The organism is Paenibacillus sp. FSL L8-0333, from assembly GCF_037965665.1.
Lineage (GTDB): Bacteria > Bacillota > Bacilli > Paenibacillales > Paenibacillaceae > Paenibacillus_AQ > Paenibacillus_AQ odorifer.
Window position 1 is genome coordinate 5,678,628 of sequence record NZ_CP150186.1, and the last position, 17,997, is coordinate 5,696,624.

17 protein-coding genes are annotated in these 17,997 nt (G+C 46.9%); 2 read left to right on the top strand and 15 right to left on the bottom strand.

Features of this window, described 5'->3' with window-relative positions; genetic code table 11:
• Window positions 1-33: 33 nt before the first annotated feature.
• Genes NYE72_RS25325 through wecB form a run of 6 tightly spaced genes read right to left on the bottom strand, consistent with a single transcriptional unit; the run spans window position 34 to window position 5,202 of the window.
• Window positions 34-609 carry a class I SAM-dependent methyltransferase gene (locus NYE72_RS25325; protein WP_038573134.1) on the bottom strand — a complete coding sequence of 192 codons (576 nt, stop codon included), beginning with the start codon at window positions 607-609 and terminating at the stop codon, window positions 34-36.
• 5 nt (window positions 610-614) lie between these two features.
• Window positions 615-1,331 (bottom strand): glycosyltransferase, encoded by a 717-nt coding sequence (locus NYE72_RS25330; protein WP_036679699.1) that lies wholly within the window; start codon window positions 1,329-1,331, stop codon window positions 615-617.
• Window positions 1,328-2,299, bottom strand: a complete 972-nt coding sequence (locus NYE72_RS25335) for an NAD-dependent epimerase/dehydratase family protein (protein WP_038573136.1) — start codon at window positions 2,297-2,299, stop codon at window positions 1,328-1,330. Before NYE72_RS25335 ends, NYE72_RS25330 begins: the two co-directional genes overlap by 4 nt.
• Entirely contained in the window at window positions 2,296-3,135 is an 840-nt protein-coding gene (locus tag NYE72_RS25340; protein ID WP_036679702.1) for an SDR family oxidoreductase, read from the bottom strand. Before NYE72_RS25340 ends, NYE72_RS25335 begins: the two co-directional genes overlap by 4 nt.
• Window positions 3,132-4,118 carry a polysaccharide biosynthesis protein gene (locus NYE72_RS25345; RefSeq protein ID WP_036679704.1) on the bottom strand — a complete coding sequence of 329 codons (987 nt, stop codon included), beginning with the start codon at window positions 4,116-4,118 and terminating at the stop codon, window positions 3,132-3,134. Before NYE72_RS25345 ends, NYE72_RS25340 begins: the two co-directional genes overlap by 4 nt.
• Window positions 4,108-5,202: a UDP-N-acetylglucosamine 2-epimerase (non-hydrolyzing) gene (gene wecB / locus NYE72_RS25350; protein ID WP_038573138.1), complete on the bottom strand. Its 1,095-nt coding sequence runs from the start codon at window positions 5,200-5,202 to the stop codon at window positions 4,108-4,110. The genes NYE72_RS25345 and wecB overlap by 11 nt, the downstream gene beginning before the upstream one ends.
• A gap of 72 nt (window positions 5,203-5,274) precedes the next feature.
• Between wecB and NYE72_RS25355 the strand changes: the two genes are divergently transcribed.
• On the top strand, window positions 5,275-5,790 hold the full coding sequence (locus tag NYE72_RS25355) for a hypothetical protein (RefSeq protein ID WP_339210705.1): 516 nt from the start codon (window positions 5,275-5,277) through the stop codon (window positions 5,788-5,790).
• Window positions 5,791-5,906: 116 nt separating this feature from the next.
• Here NYE72_RS25355 and NYE72_RS25360 read toward each other — a convergent pair whose 3' ends face one another.
• From NYE72_RS25360 to NYE72_RS25375, 4 genes are all read right to left on the bottom strand, one after another.
• Complete coding sequence (locus NYE72_RS25360) at window positions 5,907-7,379, bottom strand: glycosyltransferase (RefSeq protein WP_052097299.1); 1,473 nt, start codon at window positions 7,377-7,379, stop codon at window positions 5,907-5,909.
• 169 nt (window positions 7,380-7,548) lie between these two features.
• Entirely contained in the window at window positions 7,549-7,719 is a 171-nt protein-coding gene (locus tag NYE72_RS25365) for a hypothetical protein (protein ID WP_155288192.1), read from the bottom strand.
• Between the two features lie 53 nt (window positions 7,720-7,772).
• Window positions 7,773-8,888 (bottom strand): glycosyltransferase, encoded by a 1,116-nt coding sequence (locus NYE72_RS25370; RefSeq protein ID WP_036679773.1) that lies wholly within the window; start codon window positions 8,886-8,888, stop codon window positions 7,773-7,775.
• Between the two features lie 54 nt (window positions 8,889-8,942).
• Window positions 8,943-10,043 (bottom strand): DUF3880 domain-containing protein, encoded by a 1,101-nt coding sequence (locus NYE72_RS25375; protein WP_038573142.1) that lies wholly within the window; start codon window positions 10,041-10,043, stop codon window positions 8,943-8,945.
• Between the two features lie 254 nt (window positions 10,044-10,297).
• Between NYE72_RS25375 and NYE72_RS25380 the strand changes: the two genes are divergently transcribed.
• Complete coding sequence (locus NYE72_RS25380) at window positions 10,298-11,056, top strand: AAA family ATPase (RefSeq protein WP_038573143.1); 759 nt, start codon at window positions 10,298-10,300, stop codon at window positions 11,054-11,056.
• 145 nt (window positions 11,057-11,201) lie between these two features.
• Here the strand turns inward: NYE72_RS25380 and NYE72_RS25385 are convergent, their stop codons facing one another.
• The 5 genes from NYE72_RS25385 to NYE72_RS25405 all read right to left on the bottom strand — a co-directional run bounded on the left by NYE72_RS25385 (window position 11,202) and on the right by NYE72_RS25405 (window position 17,936).
• Window positions 11,202-12,617, bottom strand: a complete 1,416-nt coding sequence (locus tag NYE72_RS25385) for a hypothetical protein (protein ID WP_038573145.1) — start codon at window positions 12,615-12,617, stop codon at window positions 11,202-11,204.
• 8 nt (window positions 12,618-12,625) lie between these two features.
• The gene (locus NYE72_RS25390) at window positions 12,626-14,524 is read right to left on the bottom strand and encodes an LTA synthase family protein (RefSeq protein ID WP_038573147.1); all 1,899 of its coding nucleotides are present in this window, start codon (window positions 14,522-14,524) and stop codon (window positions 12,626-12,628) included.
• Window positions 14,525-14,730: 206 nt separating this feature from the next.
• Window positions 14,731-15,900, bottom strand: coding sequence for a hypothetical protein (locus tag NYE72_RS25395; protein ID WP_143761267.1), 1,170 nt, complete (start codon window positions 15,898-15,900; stop codon window positions 14,731-14,733).
• Complete coding sequence (locus tag NYE72_RS25400; RefSeq protein ID WP_038573152.1) at window positions 15,897-16,469, bottom strand: RNA polymerase sigma factor; 573 nt, start codon at window positions 16,467-16,469, stop codon at window positions 15,897-15,899. The genes NYE72_RS25395 and NYE72_RS25400 overlap by 4 nt, the downstream gene beginning before the upstream one ends.
• A 129-nt stretch (window positions 16,470-16,598) precedes the next feature.
• The gene (locus NYE72_RS25405) at window positions 16,599-17,936 is read right to left on the bottom strand and encodes a 5'-deoxyadenosine deaminase (RefSeq protein ID WP_036679719.1); all 1,338 of its coding nucleotides are present in this window, start codon (window positions 17,934-17,936) and stop codon (window positions 16,599-16,601) included.
• Window positions 17,937-17,997 lie beyond the last annotated feature (61 nt).

Consider the following 17,997-nt stretch of genomic DNA (forward strand, 5'->3'; position numbering starts at 1 on the left):
CGCGCTCACCTCCTTCACCCGGAGCTCAACTTTTTATACTGTTTTACAAGCAAGCAAGGCATCTACTGGTGCATGGTCTTCACCGAACGCTTCTCGAAACGATGGGTTTTGGGCATGATGGAAGCCTTTCAGTACCGTTACCTCATACCCCAGTGCAATAAAATCCTCCGGCTCCCATCCGCTCCGGTGCTTTTGATAATGCTCCCCCTGCAAATGATAATGATCCATACCCTCCTGTGGAAAAAAGCCCCGAGGGGTAAATACAACTACTCGGTTATTGGCGATTCTTTCGGCCATCCCGAGCAGTGTCTTCGCTTCATTTTTATTAAAGTGCTCTATTGAATCAATAAAGGTAACCGCTGAAAATGTTTTGGGGAGGAACAATTTATCCATATGACTGGCATCTGCATGTACCGGAATAATATGAGGTGCCTTATATTGACGATGCAGCAGGTACGGCCTGTGAATTTCTAATCCAAGCACTACTGCGGCTTCATATCGTTCAAGCAGGGTACCGGTGCCGCTGCCGATATCCAGAATACTCTCGCAGAATTTCAACTGTTCCAGTAAGACTGGCAGAAAGTCATTCACTTCAATTTCCCGGTACATTACCTTCAGCCCCCCATAGAAGAAATCAAGTGCTGCAGCGAATTCTTGTAGCGGGCATTGGTCGCAGCTGCCTCTGCCATAATTACATCAAAATATTTGATCGTTCCCATGCCATCATGAGTCCGGTAAGCTGTAAGTGATTGATTCAACATCACAGGTGGATATCCGTTCAGAATGGCGCGGAACCATAAGTCATAATCATGTGTGTAAGGAAGTGATTCATCAAAAAGCCCTATGGCTCCAAACACCTCTCGTTTAAACATCACCGTACAGCCATTAATGGGATTACCGTGTAAAAAACAACGTAAGTAATCCAGGTGACTAGGAAACAATGGCGCAGCATTCAGCTGAACCAGCTGCGATTGAGCGTTAATATAATTAAAGTTGGTATAGGAGATTAACAAGTGGTTCTGCTCCATGAACAGAACCTGATTGTTGATCTTATCCCGATAAAATAAATCGTCTGAACTAAGCCAGACCACATAGTCCCCTGTTGCATTCAAAATGCCGTGATTCAGTGCGGAGGCGGTTCCCCCGTTGCCTTTGCCCAAATAATGAATTCGGGAGAGATACGGTGTAATTAGATTGCTATGAGCGTGCGAGCCGTCATCGACAATAATGATCTCGTAAGGTTCCCAAGACTGGGAGAGCGCACTTTGCAGGGCGTGTTCAATATAAGGACAATTATAAAAAGGAATCACTACCGAAACCTTCGGTCTCATAACAACCTCCCCTCCCCGTTAACTCGGTAATAATTCAAAATATCCATTAACGATTGGCTAAGCCCAATCTCCGGACGCCAGCCCAGTGAAGACACATCAGCCTCAGGGGTTGATGCTTCTGAATGAACCTTCTTATCCGCTGTGGCTGCGATCTCTGAAATAGCCCGTTCAGCATCTGCAGGTCCCCAGTCCATTGGCACTGGTCCTACAGAATGACTGAGCAGCTGCTCCGCGATCTCCCCGAGTTCCCGCTGCTTCCCCGAATCGATGCGATAGATGGTTCCATTTGTACCTTTACGCAAAATGTAGTCATAAGCTCTAACGGCATCTCTAACATCTAAAAAATCACGCAGCGCATAACGAGAAGAGAGCTTAAATGGAGGTATTTCCTCATCTGGCTGGACTTCACTTCGAACAATGTGCTGTGCTAATAAAGAGCAGAAGCCGGTGGAAGGACCGGGACCAATCAGATTACACGGCTCAGCCAGCAGAATCGGCTGTTTAAATAAGGTGCCCCATGCGAGGGACACCAGCTCTTCTATTGTTTTGCTAAGGCTATACGGGTGTGGTGGCCCAGCCACCACACCCGGTTTGAACTTAAGTCTGGAGCCTGCCACTAGAATCCGACTGCTCGGCAAGCTTCGCATTGCCTCTAGTAAATATAAGGTGGCCATCACATTTGTCTCCATATAAAGCAAGGGATTAAGCCATGACTCGGGTACGGAGTTCTTCCCAGCCAAATGAAGGACAGCGTCCGGCGCAGTTTGCTTGATCATCTCAGCTACTGCTTTCCGGTCACTTAAATCACAAACATATATCTTTACTCCTTCTGGAAAAAGAGTGGAGGCAGCTGTCGATTGCGGCCGCAATACAGCGATAACCTCAGCCCCTCCTGCCGAAAATAATCGAACCGCATGTTGCCCGGTGAATCCACCGGCTCCGGTAATCAGAAGTCTTTGCCCTGTCATAAATACATCTCTGACTGTTTCATCCAGTCAGCCAGTTCCTGCAGCATTAAAGGATATGAAGGCAGCGGCAAGAGGAAATCCGCTCTTGTATTCACTAGTGTACGATCCTGAATATGTTCATCCTCAGGGATGATCTCCACATTTTCTTTATGAAAAGCCGCCTGAATATGCTGAAGCAGCTCATATTTACTTACTGGCTCTGGATGCGCTAAATGGATCAGCCCCGATACGGAGGAATCCAGCATTACATCCACTGCTTTGGCTAATTGGAGCGTTGTGACCCCGTTCCACATCACCCGCCGGTATCCTGAAACTTTACCACTCTGCGCCAGGAACCAATCCATCAGACCAATACCGCCTGAGCGGATTTCGGGGCCAATAATGGAAGTGCGAATCGTAAGATGCCCGGGTTTTTGCACCTCACCGAGGCTTTTCGAAATTGCATATACAGAGGTTCCATCAGGAGCATCCTCTTCGGTGTACCCTCCGCGTGTTCCTTCGAACACGCAGTCGGTACTGATATGGATGAGCCTTGCCTGAACATCCTCCGCCTTTCGCCACAAGTGATGAGGGAGAAAGCCATTCACGTGGTAAGCCCCAATTTTGTCACGCTCCGCGAATTGATTGAGAACCCCCATTGCATTGATAATGCAATGAGGGGAAACGATATCGACCAGCTTCTCAACTCCGGCTATATCGTTCGCATCTACATACAGCCCGCCAAGATCGCTCTTATCCCGGGTTGTATGGAAGACGTGATGCTTGCCCTGGCGGCGAAAATAATCCGCCAGCATATGCCCCGCCATACCGTTTCCACCTAGGATAAGCAGCTTCATTGCAGGAACCCTCCCCGGATCAAGATGCTTTTGATCTCTTCCCGATCCATCAGATTCGTCTCTGAACTGAAGCTATTGAAAGAGACATGAGGATAAGCGCTATAATGTGCCTTTAATTCCGGCATGTTCAGCGTAGGGAGAATTACTAGATACTGTTCATCGTAGACAACGGTAGTTAAGCTTTCGAAATCGCTCATCAGAATCTCGTGGATTTTCTCCCCCGGACGAATCCCGGTCTCGACAATACTCACATTGGACTCTCCGGAAGCTTCAATCAGCACCTCAGCAAGATCGATAATTCGGCAGGTAGGCATAGTCATGACGAAGATTTCTCCACCCAAGCTAACCTCAGAAGCTTTAAATAATAATGTAATAGCATCGCGTAGGGTAAAAAAGAAGCGGGTCATTTTCATATCCGTAATGCGTACCTGACCCTTATCCTTAATCTGCTTCATGAACAAATGCACGACGCTGCCGTTCGTTCCGAGCACATTACCTCCGCGTACAGTAACGAACCGGGTGTTTGAGCCAATCAGATTGGCATAAACGAACAATTTTTCCCCGATCGCTTTGGTCATTCCATAGAAGTTGGATGGGTTCGCAGCCTTATCGGTAGAGATGTAAATTGCTTTTTCAACGCCATTTACAATGGCAGCTTCGATCACATTTTGAGTTCCCACTACATTGGTTTTGAGTGCTTCATAAGGCTGATCTTCACAGACTGGAACATGTTTGAGCGCCGCCAGATGAAAGATGTAATCAACGCCACGGCAGGCTGCAATCAGCGCATCCTTGTCACGGATATCGCCAATGATAAAGCTGAGACGTTGATCTTCAAACTCCCGGCTCATCGCCACTTGAGCGGATTCACTGCGGGAGAATACGATGATTTCCTTAGGATTTTGTGGCAGAAGTTGCCTAATCAGCTCATGCCCCCAGGAACCAGTTCCGCCTGTGACCACAATCCTTTTATTATTGAACATGCAGGTTCCCTCCAAGCAAGAATTTAACTACCTTGACCGAAACATCCGGAGTCATGTATCCTTCCGGTGCCTCCCAATCCCGATTGAGCGCCGTCATCAGCTTGACGCTGCGAAGAATACTTTTCTGATCTACACCTGAGACTACATTGCTGCCACAATCCACTGTTTCTGGACGTTCCGTCGTTCTGCGAATCGTAACTGTTGGCACTTTCATCAAGCAGCATTCCTCCTGTACAGTCCCGCTGTCGGTGATGGCACATAAGGCGTGCTGTTCCAAATAGACAAAATCAAAAAATCCGAAAGGTTCATGAAATTCAACTAGTGGGTTCATTGGAAGGGAAAATTGCTCGGTAAGTTTGGAGCGAGTGCGAGGATGAATGCTGCATATTAAACGAATTCCAAAATGCTCAGCCACTGCGTTAAGACCCGACATAATTTGTACAAGGGACTCTGGATCGTCTACATTCTCAGCACGGTGGGCCGTGACTAGAAAATACTGTCCTGAGGTAAGCTTCAGCTGCTCCAGAATGTCGCTAGTTTGGATTTTGTGCTCAAAATGGGTCATGACCTCATGGATCGGATTTCCTGTTAACACGATACGCCTGCTGGGGAAACCTTCGCTGATTAGATGTCTTTTGCTCTGCTGCGTATAAGGCATATTAATGGTCGAAACGGCGTCGATGACACGGCGGTTTTTCTCTTCTGGTACTTGGAGGTCATAGCAACGGTTGCCCGCTTCCATATGCACCACCGGAATTCCCATACGTTCAGCCAAAATCGCGCATAACGCGCTGTTCGTATCGCCCAGAAGCAAGATACGATCTGGCTGTTCTTTTAGTAAAATGCTTTCTAACCCTCCGAACATGGCGGCAAGCTGACCGCCTAGTCCTGCTTGTTTATCCTGCAGCACATAATCCGGTGCCCGCAGTCCCAGCTCAGCAAAGAAAATGCCGCTGAGACTGGCGGTGAAGTTCTGGCCTGTATGCACCAGGATGTGCCGCTCAGCATGTTCGTCGAGAAGCGGAATGATTACACTGAGGCGAATGATTTCAGGCCTCGTGCCTAAAATCGTCATGATCTTCATGAGTTCACTCCCCTGCCTGTTTAATTATGGTCTGACTTGGCTCAGTCAGCGGACTGTGCTCTGGTTGCTGGATTGAGCTCTTTAAACGGGATTTTTACCGTTCATTGCGCTCAAGTTGCTGGATTGAGCTCATTTAGCGGGACTTATACCGTTCATTTGGCTCAGATTGCTGGATTGAGCTCATTTAGCGGGATTTATACCGTTCATTTGGCTCAGATTGCTGGATTGAGCTCATTTAGCGGGAAATGTACCGTTCATTTGGCTCAGGTTGCTGGATTGAGCTCTTTAAACGGGATTTTTACCGTTCATTGCGCTCAAGTTGCTGGATTGAGCTCTTTTTGCGGGAAATGTACCGTTCATTTGGCTCAGGTTGCTGGATTGAGCTCTTTAAACGGGATTTTTTACCGTTCATTGCGCTCAAGTTGCTGGATTGAGCTCTTTTTGCGGGAAATGTACCGTTCATTTGGCTCAGGTTGCTGGATTGAGCTCATTTTGCGGGAAATGTACCGTTCATTTAGCTCAAGTTGCTGGATTGAGCTCTTTTTGCGGGATTTTTTACCGTTCATTGCGCTCAAGTTGCTGGATTGAGCACTTTTTGCGGGAAATGTACCGTTCATTTGGCTCAGGTTGCTGGATTGAGCTCAATGAAGAGCATTTTTATCTCTCTTTGTACTCAGCTTGCCACTTCGCTGCAATCGAGGCATTTACGCCGCGCGCCGCCGTCCACCGCGGCGGGCCCGGCGGCGCTTGCCCCCGGCGGTGCTGCGCCGCCGGGCAGAACCTTTACGCCGCTTGCGAGCAACGCGGCGCAAAACCAACGGGCGCCCGCTTCGCCGGCGCGCCCGGGCTTTGCCGCGCCGCTTGCGGGCGACGCGGCTTGGCAGGCCCTTGCTTCGCGGCGGCAAAGCCGGCGACGCTGCGGGTAAGTCAGGCTGGACAGCGGGTGGTTCCACCACCACCACGCTGTCAGCCTCGCGCACCGCGGGTGCGCTGCAATAGCGGAGGTTCCACATCTCCGCAAGACCCTGCAGGCGGCTCCGATAAGCCGCCGGACCATAGACGGCGTCGACGCGCTCCCGCGCTTGACTGCCTATAGTTAACGCCATTCCTGGCTGCGCCAGCATGACGTTGACTCTTTCTGCCAGCGCGGAAATGTCCGATGCTGGCACGAGATTTTCGCCGCAGCCCGCTGCGTGCAGAATTTCTCGTAAGCCCCCAGAGTCGTAAGCGACCACGGGTTTTCCAAAAGCCATTCCTTCCAGAGCAGTCATGCCGAAGCCTTCGCGGATCAGACTAGGAACCACTAGCACATCCATGGCGCAATAAGCGGATGGAAGGCATTCAGCATAACCAACAAATTTAAACCGGGTGTACAGTCCCTCAAGCTTCACCTTGCGGACACAACGCTCATAGTAGCTTTTATCACCAGCAGACCCAATGACAACAAATTTCGAGCTTGGATGAACCGCGTGCACAAGCACAGCCATTTTCACAAAATGTTCTAGCCCTTTTTCCTTGTTGATAAAAGAAGAAATATAACCGACCAGCTGTTCATGCGGTTTAACCCGCAATTCCCGCCGCCGTTCGCTCCGAAGCTTGCTCCAAGCCTCAATCATCATCTCTTTATCATTCCAAGAGGGAGGCAGCTGGATCACTTTTTCCGCTCTCACGTCCTCTGGAAAGCAAGCTGCAGCTGTTTGTGAAATAGCTAATATCTCATCACTATTCCGATGAATCAGCCCTACACTAATAGGTGTATATTCATTGTCTGTTATCGTCTCTGATATTTTCCATATCACCGGAATGCCCAGTGACTTTGCAGCCATTGCTGGCAGAGCATGCACACAGGTACTTGTAATAACAAACGCCGGGCGCAGGGAATTCAGCCAGTCTGTTAACTCGTGATACTCCCTGCTTTCCTGGAATTTCTGAGCATCTGCCTCCAACCCTGCATAAGGAGTGTACATTCCATATAAAAGAGGAATCGAAAGCAACTGTACACTTATTCCACAGCTTCGAGCCTGAGAAGTCAGCTTGCCGTCCTGAGGTGCAACGAGAATACAATTAAAGTACGGAGAAAGCTCCTGAGCGAAAAACAACAATAGCTTCTCCGCTCCCGTAATACTGCGTGTATTGGATACATGTGAAAAGAGGACGATTGTAGCTTTGTCAGCCATGGCGTTTCGGCGCTCCCTAACGAGGGGCCTGGAGCAGCCATTCACCTCCTTAAAAAATTTACAAACTTTCGCTAAATTCTATCCTTCGCAGTAAAACTCTCTTAGAAGATAGTCGCTCCTGTGACTCGCAACATCGCTTCCGCTTAGCTCTAGAATCTCGTCAGTCAATTCACTTCGCTCCCGAGCTTCGCCCCTTCGCTTCCACTCTGCTCTCGAATCTAGCCAGTCGCTTCCGCTCCGCTATACAAGCCCGCTCCAGACGTTGCTTCTTTTCATCAGGCCACAGGCATAAGCTGAGGTTCGGTTCTACAGTATATCGAGGAAAAACAGATGCCGGCACGACACCTGTCCCCTGGTAAGCGCACATTTCCATTCCATTTTCGGGCATATGACCTAGCCGTAAATTACTGTTAACAGCTGGTGTATACGTTTAGTGTAGGTGTGATCCTTAAGCGTCCGTTCAAAAGCGCGCAGGGCTATCGCACGACGTTCTTCCTCATGAGTCAGGTAATAACGGATTTTATCCATCATTTCTTGAGGGCTTGCAAAAGTCTCAATTTCTTCACCAGGTTTGTAAAAGGATCCCATATCATCTCTGGCATCCACTAATTGCAGCGTACCCGTTGCCGCGATTTCAAAAGTACGCGGATTAGGAGATACCGCCGGAATCGAAAGCGTATTGTTGTTCACTACTTCATCAATGTGCGAGCGGTGGAGGTTGATGACGATTTTGGATCCGCTGTAAGCTACCGCGGTTTCTTGTGGTGACATCCATTTGCCGATCTCAATTCGATCTCCATAAAGCGCTGCTTCAGGCAGACGATCCCACCAGATGCCATTAATCACCGTGTTATAGTTCATCAAATCCGGAAGAATCTCACGGAAGAAATTAACCCGGTTCCAATAGGCAGAGCCAATAAAACTAACTTCGCGATTCAATGGTGAACGTGTTGTAGTTGGACGGTAATGCTCGCGGTGAGCGGCAAAAGGAAGATAATGAACTTCAGGGCAGCCAAGTCCCTTATAAAAATCAATACAATTACGCTCAAGTGTGAACACAAAATCGTAATGCGCCACAATTTTAACTGTAAAATCAGTGTAATAAGGATCATCTGTAAGCCAAATGGCTGTCTTAATCCCGCTAGCCCGAAGAACGGAGATCTGCTCAAGCGGTAAATCCATACCGTCCAGCACAAGTACCAGATCCGGTCTTTGAGCGGCGGCTAACTCCACTAAGTTTTGACGTACATCTGTTATCGTGACTTGTGCGGTTAATTTTTGCAGCGCGTAGAGGACTGCATCGTCTAATGGAGAGTAGGGATATCCTTTACCAGAAGCCACATACATTACATGAATATTCCGTACAGGAAATACTTCTTCTGGCCGACCATCCAAAATCGCAAGCCGCCCCCGTAAATATCCCTCATCATATCCGCCCTTAAAACCACTCAGACGACCACGAAGCTTTTCTTCCTCTGGAGGTGTCAGAGGTAGCGGTGGTGCAGGCATAATAAATTCATTGTTGTTCATCATCATCCTCGCTCCTTTGTCCCGTTATAGATTTCATACACTTGAAGCAATCACATTCAGCAAATGAGGCAAACGCGCAGTGAATGTATGGTTGCGCATGGTTGTCTGTAGTCCCCGTAAAGCGTAAATTCGGCGCTCTTTTTCATGCTTCAGATAGTACTCAATCTTCTCCTGCAATTCCTTAGCAGAGCCAAAAGTATCCAAGTCATAACCTGGTCGATAATAATTGCCCAGATCCTCACGAACATCCGTAAGCTGCATAGTACCGCAGGCACTGATCTCATAAGTACGCGGATTGATAGAGCGTGATGGTAAACGGAAGCTATTCCGGTTATCCTGCCCCTCCTCCCACGGACGGTGAATATTAATGACTAGCTTTGCGCCACTGTAATAGTTCGCAGTTTCCTCAGGCGGGATAAAGCCATTCCTAATAAAAGGGGCAAGCTGGTCATAAGTCGCAAGCCGTTCCCAGAACCCCCCAGCGATCAGCACCTTCTTATCCTTTAGATAGGGGGCAAGTTCATCAAACAGCGCTGTCCGATTATGAAATGCATTGCCAATAAACACAATGTCGTACTTATACTGCGGTGCCGTACGGCGTGGATAGAACATCTTTGGATTGACGCAAAGCGGTAAATAATGAACGGATGGAACCCCAAAGGATTGATAAAACTCCACACAACCGAGCTCATGCGTAAAGACGTGATCATAATGCCGGCAAATCACTGAAGTATCCTCTGTAAAATAAGGATCATCCACAAACCAGATCGCAGTCCGAATGCCCAGCTTTCTGATTTCTGTAATCTGTTCTAAATGATTTTCCGGAAAAACATGCAGTCCATTCATAACCAGCACTGCCCCGGGCATCTCCCGAGCCGCGGTCTCCAGCATAGCTTCTGGAGTGCTTATCACAAGCTCACTTACAAGCTGCTGAAGCGCCTCAATTACCCCAGTATCGATTGCATGGAACCCTTGAGGAACATACATTAGCTTAAATGGCCGACAGGCTTCGACCTCTACAGTACTCCGACGCTGCACAGCCTCACACATGCCGAGACGATATCCTTCGTGATAACCGTCGCGATAATCTCGCGGACGCTTGTGTTTTCTCCTTTTTGCTTTCACGGCCTTCACCCTGCCCCGTTGTATTCTCAAGACAGTATAACTATATGCGGAGTCAGCACTCGCCTCATGGACATCTGTCATTACTAGAACTAAATTGGCAGATGTACCCTGTCTTTTGCCCGGCTTGCCCGAACCCCGTCAAGATTTCATCCACTCGCTGGATGCTGTTATACTATAAAGGTCTAGCTAGAGGCACTAAACTTGTCATCTCTGTCCAATCTGTCCGAAGATGATTATTTTTTGAAATTCACAAGGGGGGAACTATGAATAACACCACGTTGTATTTGCGACACGCGGAGCTGCTGCGTGATCTGGTGCCATCCTTTCAAACCTATCCTTTTCATCTGCCTGCTGTTCGAACGCTGGATCGCCTGACTTTTCAAAAACCAGTGACCTTTCTTGTTGGAGAGAACGGCACGGGCAAATCAACCTTGTTAGAGGGAATTGCTGCTGCTTGGGGCTTTAACCCTGAGGGTGGAACGCTAAACTTTTCTTTTAACACTCGTTCCTCGCATTCGAATCTTTATGAGTATTTTAGAATTGCTAGAGGGGTTAGACGGCCGAAGGACGGCTTTTTTCTACGTGCGGAGAGTTACTATAATGTGGCTTCTTATATTGATGAGTTGGATGAACAACCCGGTGGCCCACCGATCAAAGACTCCTACGGAGGCAAATCTCTGCATGAGCAGTCCCACGGAGAGTCTTTTTTAGCTACATTCGTTCACCGTTTCGGCGGCCGCGGTCTTTATATCCTCGACGAGCCTGAAGCAGCGCTTTCCCCCTTACGTCAAATGTCTCTGCTGGTGCGTATGCATGAGCTGGTCGGGCAGGATTCACAATTTATTATTGCTACCCATTCGCCGATTCTGATGTCCTATCCCGGTGCTGAAATTTTTCTCTTGGAGGGAGAGGGGATACGTTCCGTCGCCTTGGAGGAAACTGAACATTATACCGTGACCAAAGCGTTTATGAACGATCGTCAAGGGATGCTGCGTGAGTTATTTGAGGATGAACAAGCATAAACGCCTTCGACGGCTATAAGGACGGTAAGCGTTTAAGCGAGAAATATAAGGATAATTTACAATATGGAACATATAAATTCTTATATTTTAATAAAAACAGCAAGTCTCCATAATCGGAAACTTGCTGTTTGATTTGTTCCATAAGCTAACGTCTTACAAATCCCACTACCTTGTGAACAATCCACCCAAACATGACCACGACCATCATATCGAAGCACACATTAAAGAGGAATAAATGCTTGCCAATATCAGCCCTTCCGTCTCCCAGAATCGGAACCAAAAAGGAGAAAATCCCTATTAGCCCTAGCAGCATCAGCAGCTCGCCGGCAATTTTGCCGCGAATATCTCTGCTGCGGAAATACTGGAACAAGGCTCCCGCAAAATACACCAGATAGAATATGGAGAGAAATCCGAGCGTATGCGGAATATGTTTATTTTTGAATTGGCTCCATCCACTGTAAGTATAGGATAATGCACCTGCTGGTTTATTCTCGCTTTTCTCGTAGTTTCCTAGATAATACGGGCGAATCGCCATGCTGTTACTCGCAGCGTATTTCATATTATCTATCAACCGGTCCGGATGCTTCAGATAGAAGAACAACACATCTTTATGAGATACACGGTCATAGAAGTCCGGAACCAGCGAAGGATCATCCTGCTTAATCGCTGTATCGGTCTGAAAATAATTCGTACCCGCCAGTACCTCCAGCCGCTCCGGTAATCCGAGATCCTGCAAGTCTCCCTTCACATCCGGCGATTCGTTTAAAATCCCAAAAAACACCGTTTGATACAGATTAATATGCTTCAGATCTTTTGGCGCTGCCACATACAAAACGATGGATACAAGAAAGATGGCAATCGAAAAACGTAAAGCCAGCTTCCTCCATTTGCCCTCTCCGTCAAGCATCATAAACCGCAAGAAAATCAGAGCAAAGGCAATCCCAATCGGTGCATTCTGGATTTTGGAGGTGACCAGAAACAGAATCGCGATAAAAAACAAAGTTAATCCTTTAGTGGTTGGCTTCTCTTGGCTGGTTAATCTTAATCCTAATGCAAATGTCAGCAGCATAAACACCAGCGACACCGGTTCTCCAAACAAGGAGTTGAAATAGGCCACATACCCGATATCGTAAAATACAAATAAGATAGCTGCTCCCAGCAGCAGCCCTGTAACATAAGAGCCACGAGCATTATACTTCACCAGCAGCCAAGTTGCCGCCAGTAAAAGAAGCCCATAAACTGCACCCAGCAAACGAACATCAAAAAAGCTGCCATGGATGAGCCCGCCGATCAACCTCGGCACAAGCACTATAAAAATCTGTGAGGAAGGATAAAAGCCCCTAAACAAATCCTCATACGCAAAACGAGAATGGCTAAAGCTGAAAAACTGATCGGCATACGATGCAGCAGTATCGTAGTAGTTCAGACCGATGGTATTCATCATACGCAGAAAATCTCCATTATCGGCAACACCAATAAATGGCCCTACGAATAGCAAATAAATAATGATACCGCAGCCGGCAAGGCCTACGAGATACTCCGGTTTCCAGAACTTTTTCATGATTCCCCCTATCTCTGTGGTAACAGCTTCACATATTCGTCGGACAAATTCATTAGCTTCAAAATATAATCATAATCAGTCTGATATTTTGTAAAATCCGATACTGGCTTAAGCGTATCCAGCGACACAGCTTCACCATCAGCAAAATCTCTACCAGGCACATAGAGAATATCATCATTAAAAAATGAACCGGAAGGTAAATAATACCGCATCCCTAACACGTTACGATCAATGTTCAAGAGGTCATGACCAAATGCTGTATAACCTTCTTCCCTTAAAGAAACCCCCAATAGGTTAGCTATTGTAGGAAGAATATCCAACTGTCCACCTGTTCGCTCTACTACCTTCCCTTGCTCCATTCCTGGTACATGTACAATCAATGGAATATTAAAGCGGCTGATCCGGGAATCGTATGGAATCCCCAGTGCACTTTCCACTTGCTCCGGTGGAACATCCTGCGGCTGCAAGCCAAAATGATCACCATACATCACCAGCACAGTGTTATCCCACATTCCGTTTTTCTTCAAACCCTCTATTAAAGTTCCAATGGCATAATCAGTATAGTTAATAGCAGTCAAATAATCGCCAAGCATCGTGTTTTTCAACTCATCAGGCACTGAGATCTTCTTAAAAGAGTCCGGAATTTGGAAGGGATGATGGCTGGATGCCGTCACCATTTGTGCGTAGAAAGGAGTTCCTTTCTTCTGCAATTCTGCCATTTTCTCGACACCCGTAATATAAAGCTGTTCATCGGAAGCACCAAACGCATTAAAATGATCATTAGTAAAATAATCTTTGTCATAATAACCGTTAAAGCCAAGCGCTGGATATAGCTCGTTCCGATTCCAAAAGCCTACTTGATTCACGTGAAAGGTGTACGCCTCATATCCTTTATCTCTCAGCAGACGTGGTAGGCTCGGCAGTTCTCTGTCCCCGAATCCAGTGGACATTGCCAACGTCCCGATTGGATAAATCGACGTGTTGCTCATAAATTCAGCGTCAGAAGTATTGCCCGGACCAATCTGTTGGTAGACATGGGGGAAGTAAAATCCCTCATCTGCCAACTTGTTCAACACTGGAGTCAGCTCTTGACCCTTCAGGGATTGATGCAACGGGAAGTTTTGAAAAGCTTCCATTTGAATGACAATTACATTTTTGCCCTTTTGCGAGCCGAAATACTCAGGTGCTGTGCCCGCGGCCTTACTACTATAAGGATAGGAAGCTTGCAGCTCATCAATCTTCGCGATTGTATCCTTAATATCTCCGGTTCCAATGAGATTGTTATCTTCCTTGACCTTGATTGCGGCAACGACCTCATAATTCAGGAATCCGGCACTTTCTGCCTGCACAAGTTCATTTGTAATTCCCCGCGCAGAATTGACAGAATTGGCCGAAAAAGCAAAACCTCCAAGAATAGCCACCAGAATCACCATCATATGTGCCAATCGTGTGTTCCGGGAGCTGAATCGCTCACGCTCATGCGGATAGGCTTTTCCATGCTTCCATCTGCGGATCAAGACATAGATCACCATGATCACAAGATCAGCGAAAAATAAATAATCAATAGTCTGTATCGTTGATTCTACGCTTGCCTTCACTTGAAATACCTGATTCAGTTCATATAAAGCCAGATACGTCGGAACAGAACCAAAGTGATTGAAATATACACTGGCTGCGAACAGCAGCAGCGATAATATCCCGTTAAATGTCCAATAGACGGCTGTTCTCACCCGCGAAGGAGTAATGACCGTCAGAATCCCCATGATGAAGAGGACTGGAGCAACATCTGCTGCAATCCACTCCCAAGCAATTCTATCAAAGAACAGCACTCTTAGCAGGAGCAGCTTCAACCATAGCAGCAGGACAACAATATAGAACTGAGCTCGATTCGGCCCGTGCTTTTTCACGTTTTAATCCCCTCTTACCTTTTCATTTGTTCTGATTATGAAATCTATTCATCTTTTCTGTAAAATATCAGATTGTTCTAGTATAACAATACTTACTTTTTTTATCAAAAATGTGCACCGTTCGCTCCCACTACAAATAGGGAAACCCCACGCCTTTTCGGCTGTGGAACCTCCCTATTTAAGCCTATTATGTTATGCCCTTCAATCTAAGACTGGCTTGCTGGCGAATCCTCTTTCACCTTCCAGATCGTTAAATCACTATCATAATATACAGTGATCTCAGGACTGCCAAGCTTATGAAAGGTGAGATTCCCGGGCTCCTGATCTCTTTTAAGCAAGCTATATTCGCCCACATCAGCAACGCTAAATATCTTAGTCAGCAGAGGCGCGGCCTTCTCACGTAGACGATCCCCATCAATTAGAGACAGCTCACGGTCTAATACCGTTAGTTGTTTGGGATCTGTTTTATCACTAGCACGAGGATTTGTATCACTAATCTGCTCAATCCTTCTAGTAACAGTATCGAGCGTAACCGAAACCTTTGATCCGTATTGCAGCGTAAGTCTATCCTGATCCTTGTCCATAGCCCGAAATACTAAACTAAGCTCTTCATCACCTCCGTTACCTCTCAACACCTTCAATGCCTCTTCCCCAGCTTGACGCGTCTCTTCTGATACCGCCGAGGCCTCAAGCGTGGCTGATGCGTAATCGAATTCACCATTTACAAATCCGATACGCCATTTCTCCGCCCTAAAGTTATTTTCAATTTTCACGCTAGAATGTTGTGTAGCATCATATTCAACATATCTGAGCACATCATAAGCTGAATCATTCGCATAACCCAGTTTGCCCTTGATCTCTTCCGCACGGGTTTTCATTTCAGCGTCGATCTCTGCAGTTGTCAGCATCGCGCTCATCTTCGTTTGCACCAGTTCTCCTGTCTCATAATCGATCCAGATATATGCGGAGTCCTCATCTTTCTGGTAAGAGTAAAATATCTGCTGTTGCTCCTTAAGCCATTCCCGGTGATCTAGCGGATAAGTCTTTCCAAGTAAACTCTGCATCACCTGATCTGCGTTCCGCTGTAGCTCAGCCTCCGTGAAATGCGACGAAACCTCAGTTTGCGCAGGGTTGCTTGATTCATTACCAAGGAACCTTCCGTTCAGAAAGAATATGCCTAAGCCCAACAGTACAATAAAACTTGCCACAGCCCACATTTGCACAGATAGTCTTTTTCCTGAAAAAGATTTCGTTCCCTGTTGATCTTCTTGAATTCGGCGAATGACGTTGTCTGCATGCCTCATAGTAAACTTTTCATTTCCAAAAGGTCCTTTTCGGGCCTGAGCATACCATTCCGGTTGATGATCCTCCATCATTCTACCCCCTTTAATTTGTTCTGAATTTTTTGCCGCGCTCGGTGCAATCTTGATTTTACCGTTCCGTGACTCAAGTTCATCAGTTCAGCTATTTCTTTTATAGAGAGCTCATATTTCAAATCCAGGACCAATATTTCGCGCAGCTTGGGAGACAATGCCATAATTAGATCCCATATCTCACCAATGGACTGATTACCCAAATACTCCATCTCCGCAGATCGGGCTATACCAAGAGGTTCAATAGTTTTTTCCCGCTGCTCCACATCAACCGTGGACAATGGCTGTACACCACCCCATAAGCCCGAACGAAAAAAGCGCGATTTCCGGTGCGAAAAAACAGTATTCCTGGCAATCGTAAGCAACCATGCTTTAAATGAAGAATTCCCCCGGTACGTGCCAATCCGGTAATAACATTTAATGAATACTTCTTGGGCCAGATCATCGGCCTGTTCAGAATTTTTGGTAAGATAATAGATATAATTCCATATATCCTCTCCGTAACGGCTCATGATTTCTCTTAATTGCTGTTCATTCATCGTCTCGCTATGCTGAAGACCTTCCAGTTCCAATTAGCTTCACCTCACTTAATACGACCTCATAAAAGGCACTTTAGTTCCCTTATGTTCATATTTTCTCATAAAAAAACAGGGGGTCCAGTGATCCCCTGCAAATAAAGATATCCGAATCGCCCTCTCTCCTCAAACGATCGAGGTATGCGTAAGTAATCTTTTAATAGAACGGTTAGCTTCATTTAGTACAATTTCTTTATCCACAGTCTTTAGCAAACCTCTTTCCATCACGATCTCCCCGTCGATTATCGTTGTCTCCACATCTGCCCGCGTAGCGGAATATACAATTCTAGAGATGGGATCTACGTCGTAAGAGGGGAAGGTATGAAAATTGTAGAGATTCAGGAGCACTAGATCTGCTTTTTTGCCTACCTCGATACTCCCGATCTTATCCTCCATCCCTACGGCCTTCGCCCCACCAATAGTAGCCATACGGAATACACTGCGGGCATCCATGGTTGTGGGTCCGTGATGAGGCTTTTGAATAATCGCCGCCAATCGCATCTCATTAAACATATCCAGATTGTTATTGCATGGAGCGCCATCCGCTCCCAGACTAAGAGAAACATGCTCATGAAGCATCCCTGGTGTGTCCGCAATTCCGGAGGCCAATTTCAGATTGGAACCCGGGCAATGACTTACATGCACCCCTCGATCCCGCAAAATCCGCCGCTCCTCAGCATCCAGCCACACGCAATGCGCCAGTATAAGCCGTTCATTGGCTAATCCTAGATGATCCAGATAGACGATGTTACGCATGCCAGTCATGGCCTGCACAATCTCAATTTCCCCTAAATTCTCAGACGCATGAGTATGCACCTTCACATCGTATCTTGCGGACAGATCCCGCACCTCGGTTAATAAAGGCTCTGTACAGGAAATCACAAAACGTGGAGAAAATGCATACTGAATCCGGCCGTTTCCATAACCATTCCATTTTTCCAGTAAATCGACACTTTCCTGCAAAGAAGATGCGGTATCCTCCTGCAGCGCCTCAGGCACATCTCCCCCTTTTTGATCCATCATCACCTTGCCGGACAAGGCCCGGATTCCACTTTTAGCTATAGCCTGAAACGCAAAATCCGTATGATGGACAGTCTCCATATCCACAATCGTCGTCGTGCCGCTGGTGATCAGTTCGCCGATGCCAAGCATAGCCGAATAATAAAGGGATTCTTCATCATGCGCGGCCTCTAATGGCCAGATTCGTTTGCGCAGCCAATCCATCAGCTCCAGATCGTCCCCTTTACCACGGAATAACGTCTGGCATAGATGAATATGAGTTTGGATAAAACCCGGAATTAATGTACGGTTCGTAGCATCAATGATCTTCTCGTCACCCTGCGGGATCAGGCCAGTGCCGATTTCAACGATGAGATCATCCTTAATCCGGACATCCCCGTGTAAAATTTCCTCTTGCTTGTTCATCGTAATGATTTCGGCATTTTTGATCAAAATATTTCCCATAGCCCTTCTCCCCCTCATTGAGTTAATTCCAGCACAACTTCACGCTTGTAACACAAAAAGG

What these genes read in the sequence shown, in the direction of transcription:
- NYE72_RS25325 (WP_038573134.1), bottom strand. Translation starts at nt 609, where the DNA reads ATGTACCGGGAAATTGAAGTGAATGACTTTCTGCCAGTCTTACTGGAA.
- NYE72_RS25330 (WP_036679699.1), bottom strand. Translation starts at nt 1,331, where the DNA reads ATGAGACCGAAGGTTTCGGTAGTGATTCCTTTTTATAATTGTCCTTAT.
- NYE72_RS25335 (WP_038573136.1), bottom strand. Translation starts at nt 2,299, where the DNA reads ATGACAGGGCAAAGACTTCTGATTACCGGAGCCGGTGGATTCACCGGG.
- NYE72_RS25340 (WP_036679702.1), bottom strand. Translation starts at nt 3,135, where the DNA reads ATGAAGCTGCTTATCCTAGGTGGAAACGGTATGGCGGGGCATATGCTG.
- NYE72_RS25345 (WP_036679704.1), bottom strand. Translation starts at nt 4,118, where the DNA reads ATGTTCAATAATAAAAGGATTGTGGTCACAGGCGGAACTGGTTCCTGG.
- wecB (WP_038573138.1), bottom strand. Translation starts at nt 5,202, where the DNA reads ATGAAGATCATGACGATTTTAGGCACGAGGCCTGAAATCATTCGCCTC.
- NYE72_RS25360 (WP_052097299.1), bottom strand. Translation starts at nt 7,379, where the DNA reads ATGGCTGACAAAGCTACAATCGTCCTCTTTTCACATGTATCCAATACA.
- NYE72_RS25370 (WP_036679773.1), bottom strand. Translation starts at nt 8,888, where the DNA reads ATGCCTGCACCACCGCTACCTCTGACACCTCCAGAGGAAGAAAAGCTT.
- NYE72_RS25380 (WP_038573143.1), top strand. Translation starts at nt 10,298, where the DNA reads ATGAATAACACCACGTTGTATTTGCGACACGCGGAGCTGCTGCGTGAT.
- NYE72_RS25385 (WP_038573145.1), bottom strand. Translation starts at nt 12,617, where the DNA reads ATGAAAAAGTTCTGGAAACCGGAGTATCTCGTAGGCCTTGCCGGCTGC.
- NYE72_RS25395 (WP_143761267.1), bottom strand. Translation starts at nt 15,900, where the DNA reads ATGATGGAGGATCATCAACCGGAATGGTATGCTCAGGCCCGAAAAGGA.
- NYE72_RS25405 (WP_036679719.1), bottom strand. Translation starts at nt 17,936, where the DNA reads ATGGGAAATATTTTGATCAAAAATGCCGAAATCATTACGATGAACAAG.